Origin of the sequence: Pseudomonas sp. HMWF006, assembly GCF_003061205.1 — a bacterium.
Taxonomy (GTDB): domain Bacteria; phylum Pseudomonadota; class Gammaproteobacteria; order Pseudomonadales; family Pseudomonadaceae; genus Aquipseudomonas; species Aquipseudomonas monsensis.
The window spans coordinates 1-6,891 of record NZ_QAIU01000161.1; the positions used below are offsets into that span (position 1 = coordinate 1).

5 protein-coding genes are annotated in these 6,891 nt (G+C 61.8%); 3 read left to right on the forward strand and 2 right to left on the reverse strand.

All coding sequences use genetic code 11. The annotated features are described in order from the left end of the window. Both DBR24_RS06465 and DBR24_RS06470 read left to right on the forward strand, forming a co-directional pair. A partial coding sequence (locus tag DBR24_RS06465) for a type I secretion C-terminal target domain-containing protein (RefSeq protein ID WP_128614256.1) occupies nucleotides 1-2,532 on the forward strand: 2,532 nt, incomplete at its 5' end. Between the two features lie 147 nt (nucleotides 2,533-2,679). Next, on the forward strand, nucleotides 2,680-3,018 hold the full coding sequence (locus DBR24_RS06470; protein ID WP_038369138.1) for a hypothetical protein: 339 nt from the start codon (nucleotides 2,680-2,682) through the stop codon (nucleotides 3,016-3,018). 155 nt (nucleotides 3,019-3,173) lie between these two features. Here the strand turns inward: DBR24_RS06470 and lapD are convergent, their stop codons facing one another. Both lapD and lapG read right to left on the reverse strand, forming a co-directional pair. After that, nucleotides 3,174-5,120, reverse strand: coding sequence for a cyclic di-GMP receptor LapD (gene lapD / locus DBR24_RS06475; protein WP_128614257.1), 1,947 nt, complete (start codon nucleotides 5,118-5,120; stop codon nucleotides 3,174-3,176). A gap of 14 nt (nucleotides 5,121-5,134) precedes the next feature. Beyond that, a complete protein-coding gene (lapG, locus tag DBR24_RS06480) occupies nucleotides 5,135-5,827 on the reverse strand; it encodes a cysteine protease LapG (protein WP_064117407.1) in 693 nt (230 codons plus the stop codon). A gap of 197 nt (nucleotides 5,828-6,024) precedes the next feature. Between lapG and DBR24_RS06485 the strand changes: the two genes are divergently transcribed. Beyond that, the gene (locus DBR24_RS06485; RefSeq protein WP_123470331.1) at nucleotides 6,025-6,735 is read left to right on the forward strand and encodes a GntR family transcriptional regulator; all 711 of its coding nucleotides are present in this window, start codon (nucleotides 6,025-6,027) and stop codon (nucleotides 6,733-6,735) included. Nucleotides 6,736-6,891: the final 156 nt, after the last annotated feature.

Here is a 6,891-nt window from a genome sequence, read left to right on the forward strand (position 1 = left end):
GCCGACAACAGCGTGAATTCCACCGGGCTGGTCAAGGAAGTCTGGACCGGCCTGTCGGGTCTGGGCACCAGCGGCGCAGGCGCGGACTCGACCACGTTGAAAACCGTCATCGACGGCGCTGGCACCCCGAACTCCAGCGGCACCGTGACCAACGTGCAGTCGGACGGCAGCGTGACCGCCGGCACCGCGTCGAAAACCTCGGGCCTGATCTACCTGGAAGCCGGCAAGACCTACAGCTTCAGCGGTGTGGCCGACGACAGCCTGCTGATCACCATCGGCGGCAAGAGCGTGGCGTCGGGTACTTGGGGGGCAGGTGGTGCGATCAGCGGTTCGTTCACCCCGACCACCAGCGGTTACTACACCCTGGACATCTACCACCACAACCAGAGCGGCCCGGGCAGCTATGACGTGAACCTGTCGGTCAACGGCAGCACGCCAATCGACCTGAGCAGCGCCGGCGTGCCGATCTACACCGGCGTGCAGGATCTGGTGAACGCCGGCGTGACCGTCTCCGATCTGCACGGCACTAACGGCGAAGGTTATTACGACGGCTACAAGCTCAACACCGGCGCTGAAGGCACCACGGTGAAACTGTCGGCGATCAACACCGCCCTGACCGACACCGACGGCTCGGAAACCCTGAGCGTGAAGATCAGCGGTGCGCCGGTCGGCTCGGTGCTCTCCGACGGTAACGGCCACAGCTTCACCGTCACCGCGAGCAACGGCGAAGCCAACGTCACCGGCTGGAACCTGGGCAGCCTGACCGTAACCCCGCCGACCTACTACAACGGCCAGTTCAACCTGACCGTGACCTCGACCTCCACCGAGATGGTCGGCGGTTCGGCCAGCAGCACCGCGACCATTCCGGTCACCGTGGTGCCGGCGGTTTACACCGCGTCGGTGGCGACCTCGGGTGATGACACCTTCAACGGCACCGATGGCAACGACATCATGGTCGCCGACATCGGCGGTCTGACCGTGGTGCCGGGCACCAACTACAACATCGCGTTCATGGTCGACAGCTCGGGCAGCATGAGCACCTCGTCGATCAACGCTGCCAAGGACTCTCTGACCTCGGTGTTCAACACCCTCAAGCAGAGCCTGGGCGGCAGCAACTCAGGGACGGTGAACATCTTCCTGGTGGACTTCGATACCCAGGTCAACAAGTCGGTGTCGGTGAACCTCAACGATCCGAACGCACTGACCAAGCTCAAAGCCGTGCTCGACTCGATGTCGTCCGGCGGCGGCACCAACTACGAAGACGTGTTCAAGACCACGGCCAACTTCTTCCAGAGCGCGGAAGCCGTGGCCAACACCGGGGCGAAGAACCTTACGTACTTCATCACTGATGGCCAGCCGACCTACTACCAGAGCGGCGAGCAGACCAACCCGACGCTGTACGGCAACGTGAAGTTCGACAGTGTGGTAACGACCAGCAACTACAAACTGGGCGACACCTTCAGCACCTACATCGACAGCACGCATTACCTGAGCATCAGTGCCAACGGCAGTGCGCAGCTGCAGGTCTACACCAGCCGTTACGGCTGGACCGCGACCAACCTGGGCACCGTTCATGCCCAAGGCGACGGGACCTACGAGTTGTCGAGCCTGGCGGGCACCGGTAACAGCACCACATCGGCTACCACCGATAACTCCAGCAGCAGCTTCACCTTGCTCAGCGGTCTGTCGAACGTCGAAGCCATCGGTATCAACAGTGGTGTCAGCCTCAACGACCTGAAACCGTATGACTCGGATCACTCGCCGCAAACCAACATCGACCCGAAAGACCTGGCCAACTCGATCATCGGCCATACCGAAGCGACGCTGCCGGGCAACGACACCGTCAGCGGTGGCGACGGCAACGACATCCTGTTCGGCGATCTGGTGAGCTTCAACGGCATCGCCGGTGAGGGTTATCAGGCGATGCAGGCGTTCGTAGCGCAGCAGACCGGCGTCGACGTCAGCAAGGTCACCACCAGCAACGTGCACCAGTACATCACCGAGCACTATCAGGCGTTCGATGTGTCTGGCGCGCATGACGGCAACGACACCCTGCTGGGTGGCGCGGGCAATGACATCCTGTTCGGCTCGGGCGGCAACGACCTGCTCGATGGCGGCAAGGGCAATGACATTCTGCTCGGCGGCACCGGCAACGACACGCTGATCGGCGGTCAGGGCAACGACATCCTGATCGGTGGTTCCGGCGCCGACACCTTCGTCTGGAAGGCTGGCGACACCGGCAACGACGTGATCAAGGACTTCAATGCCAATGAAGGCGACCGCATCGACCTGCGCGATCTGCTGCAGGGCGAGACCGGCAGCACCATCGACAACTTCCTGAAGATCACCACGGTCGACGGCGTGTCGTCGCTGCAAGTCAGCTCGGCGGGCAAGTTCAACTCGGCCGATGCCGCCGCCGCGACACCGGACGTGACGATCAAACTGGAAGGCAACAACTGGTCGAGCGCCAACATCCATAACCTGATTGCCGGCAGCGACCCGACCATCAAGGTCGACCACAACAACAGCTGATGCGTGAACAAAACGGCCGCCCTCAGGGGCGGCCGTCGCGTTTACCTGCACCGTACCGGTGACGATCTCGTCGTCGCACCGCATACTTGCCCGCAGTTGGCTATGCTGCTGACAGCATGACGCTGGTTCATTTCCGAGGGATGCTCAATGTTTTACGTGCAACGCGATGCGCAAGGTCAGTTGATTCGCGTGGAAGCCGCGGCCTACGCCGAGGCCACGGAAACGCTGCCGGCCGACCACCATGAAATCCAGGCGTGGTACGCCAACGAAGCGGTGGAAAACAGCCTCAAACAGCTCAAGCAGAGCGACTTTGAAATGATTCGGGTACTCGACGACCTGATTCAGGTGCTGACCCAGAAAGGCGTGATCCGCGTCACCGATCTGCCGCCGGCAGCCCAGGCCAAACTGATGGACCGGACCCAGGCGCGTGAAGCATTGGGCGGGTTGAGTCAGTTGATCGATGAGGATGAGGGCGGGTTGATCTGATCCCCTCGTAATCAAAAGCCTACCCTCACCCCGAGGGAGAGGTAGCCGACCAAGGTGTCAGGCGTATACATCGACCTGAGAAACGTCGGCGTCTCCCCCAATCAGTCCCCTCTCACTCTGGGAGAGGGCTAGGCTGAGGGCGGGTTTGCAATGACTCACCGCCAAGGCTTCGGCTCACCCAACAACTGTCCCTGCACCCCATACAAGCCCATCTCGCGAATCACCGACAACTCCCCTTCAGTCTCCACCCGCTCGGCAATCAACGGCAGGTCGATGCTGTGCGCCGCGCTCTGGATCGCCTCGATAAACAGGCGCTTGTCGCTCTCCTGATCGATCGCGCGAATGTAACTGCCATCAATCTTCAGGTACGCCAGCCCCAGCCGTGCCAGGTTGCCGATCATGCTGAAGCGCCCGCCGAAACGTTGCAGGCTCAGGGAGAAGCCGAGTTCCCGCAGACGTCGGGTCAACTGTTCCAGCACGGCTTGTTCGGGCAACTGTTCTTCACCGATTTCCAGGGTCAGCCGCTCGCCCAGATTGGAATGTGCGCGCAGAATCTCGAACACTTTATTCAAGGCCTGCGGGTCGCCCAGGGTCGCCGAAGACAGGTTCAGTGCCAGCGAGTCTTCATGCGCCTTCATCTGCTCGAGCACGCGCTCAAGCATCAAGCGGTCCAGCCGCGCCGTCCAGCCGAAGCGTTCAAGCCAGGGCAGAAAGCGGCCGGCGGGGATGGTCTGGCCCTGGTCATCGAGCAGGCGCGACAGCACCTTGTAATGCAACACCAGTTGCGTGTCCTGCGCGGCCACCACCGGTTGGAAATACAGTTCGAAGCGCTGCTGACTCAAGGCCTGATCGAGCAAGCGATGCCAGGCGTGGTGATCGTCGCCGACATCCGCCACCAGGCTATGGTCGATACACGCCCAGTTCTGCTCGCCCTGCCCTTCGGCCTGCGCCAGCGCCTGATCGCCGAGGGTCAGCACCGCTTGCGGTGAATCGCCGTGAGCGAACGGGGCGAGGCCGATAGAGGCCACGGCCGGCACATCGGTGGCGCCAGTGGCGTGCAGGCTGCTCAAGGCGCTGTCGAGGTTCTGCGCCAGTTGCAGCGCTTCTTCGCGCACCAGCCCCGGTGCCAGCACGGCGAATTCGCCACCGCGAATGCGAGTGACGAGGTTCTGGGTTTCCGGGTATCTGGCGCACTCGCGGGACAACTGTTCGCCAACGGCTTTCAACAGTTCATCGGTGCGCTGCCCGCCCAGTCGCTGGTTGAGTCCGGCCAGATCCTTGACCCGCAACAACAGCAGATAACCGGAACTGGCCTGCTCCGGGTTGCTCACCCGGTTATGCAGCTGCATCTCGAAATAACGTCGGTTGGCCAGCCCCGTGAGGTTGTCCTGATACGACTCGGCGCGCAGCTTTTCACTGCGTTCGGCCTGCTCCTGGAACAGTGCTTTAAGCTTCTCGACCATCTGGTTCATCGCCTGCACCACCCGTCGCAGTTCAGGGGTGCGCGGCAGTTCCGGCAGGCTGAGGAATTCGCGGCGGGCAATGGCGTGGGACTGCTGGACCATGTAATCCAGCGGTTTCAGTTGCCGGCGCAGCAGCAACGCGCCGAGCACCGCACTCACCGCGCCACAGATCAGCAGCCAACCCAGACTGCCCAGCGCGCTCTGCCACAGCTTGGCCACGGCGAACATCGGGTGGCTGACCACCTCGACCCGCGCCGCCTGCTCCCAGCCACGGCTGACCAGCGCATCGCCACCGGCCGGTTCCAGGCCGATCAGTTTGACGAACCAGTCCGGCACATTGGTAACGGCCGGTATGCCACTGCGCTCGACGATGGTCTTGTCGGTCTTCAGATCAACCACGCGGATGCTCGCGTAGTAACCGCTGTCGAAAATCGAGCTGACCAGCAGCTCGACCATCGCCGGGTCGTCGATATTCGGTGTCAGCGACAACGCCAGCGCCGTGGCGGCGTCCTGAGCGTGGGAGCGCAACTGATTGACGTACTGGGTGCGCGAGCTCTCCAGACTGACCATGAAGCTGCCGGTGAAGGCGACCACCAGGAACAGACAGATAGCGATCAACAGCTGTTTGAACAAAGACATCTGAGCGCGTGCTCCTAGTTAGTCGTCTCGACCGGAAAACCTTCGGCCTGCATTTTCTTCAGCACATCCTGCCAGCGCGACAGGCGTTTGGTGTCACCAACCTTCTTGTTGCCCTTGGCGCCCGGCAGGTACAGACCTTCGGCATTGAAAGAGTAGACCGGCAACAGGTCGGTTCGCTGGGACGCCGGCTGGATCGGATCGATCAAGCTGTCGAGCACCAGCGGCATGGCGTCGGGGGTGGCATAGTACGTCAGCACCATGTGCGCGCGATTCTGGCGCAGTGCCTTGACGTAGGTGATGCGCAGCTTGTCACTGGAAACGCCGAGATGGCGCAGGCTGAAATACTTGGCGATCGCATAGTCTTCGCAGTCGCCGGCGCCCTTCCATAAGGCTTCGATCGGTGTCTCCCAATAATCGACCTCGTGCCACAGGTCGATGTCTTCTACATAACGCACCTGTTTGTTGAAAAACAGGTTCACCACCTTGAGCTTTTCCATCTCGCTGACCTGTTTCTGCGTGGCCAGCAGGTTTTGCCAGGCGTCGATCCGCTGCTGTCCGGCGCCCAGCGGCCCGTACAGCGCCGTGGCTTTGCGGCTGATCGCGGAAAAATCCCAATCGGCATGCAGGCCGCCCAGCATGACGCCGGCCAGCAGCAGTGCGCAGCCTAGCCAGCGCAGTGTCCGGGGGATTGCGAAACGTACCGCCACAGCAGGTTTCCAGAGAGCAGAGAGGAAAGCGTTTGATGGTGAAGCTTAGCCCGGCAAAAAACAATGGCACCATGAGATCATCGCCGGCACGCTAAACTTCACCAATGACAGGGTGCCTCTATGCGGTTTGACATCCGGTAGAGCAATCACTAGTGTCATTTGGATCCAAATTAAGTCGACAGACAGGGTGCGTAGTCGTGACACAGAAGCCCAAACCACTGCAGAGCATCAAAGTCGATGGGCCGATCCCCGCGCACCTGGCCCGCTCGATCATCGAAGAAACCCTGCGCGCCGCCATCCTCGATGGGCGCCTGCCCTGCGGCACCGCCCTGCGCCAGCAGGATCTGGCCGATCTGTTCGGCGTCAGCCGCATGCCCGTGCGCGAGGCCTTGCGCCAGCTCGAAGCGCAGGAATTGCTGAGTGTCACCGCCCACAAAGGCGCAGTGGTAGCCCCACTGATCCAGGGCGATGCGACCGAAACCTACGAGTTGCGAATCCTCCTCGAAACCGCCGCATTGCGGCAGTCGATTCCGCGACTGAGCGCCGCCGACTGCCAACGCGCGGCCGGTTATATCGAAGAACTCGAAGCCCAGCACGATTACACCGAAATCGGTCGGCTCAACCGGTTGTTCCACATGGCGCTGTATAGCAAGGCCCCAAACCGCCGCCTGTTGCGTCTGGTGGAAGACGGCCTCAACGAAGAAGAGCGTTTCCTGCGTTTCAATCTGGAAGCGATGGGTCTGGGCAAACTGTCCCAGGAAGACCATCGCCAGTTGCTCGAAGCGGCGCAGGATCGCAATGTCGAGCTCTCGGTAAAACTGCTCGAGCAGCATCTCAACCGCGGTGTCGAGGTCATTACCCGCTACCTCGCCAGCCCCGCCGCACAAAACCGCAAAGCCGTGCGCTGAATCCGCAACGCCGGGATCAGGCCCCGTGCCTGCCCGGCGAATAACCCGCTTACAAATCCCCGCCCCGATCTGCTGCGCAGCCGCTGGCAAACCCCTGCCTTCCCTCTACCCTCCGTGCGCCGGTCAGCCTGACTCGGTGGTGAAACGGTAATAGCT

Excerpts from the sequence above, each read along its gene's own strand:
- lapD (WP_128614257.1), bottom strand. The coding sequence starts at position 5,120 with ATGTCTTTGTTCAAACAGCTGTTGATCGCTATCTGTCTGTTCCTGGTG.
- DBR24_RS06470 (WP_038369138.1), top strand. The coding sequence starts at position 2,680 with ATGTTTTACGTGCAACGCGATGCGCAAGGTCAGTTGATTCGCGTGGAA.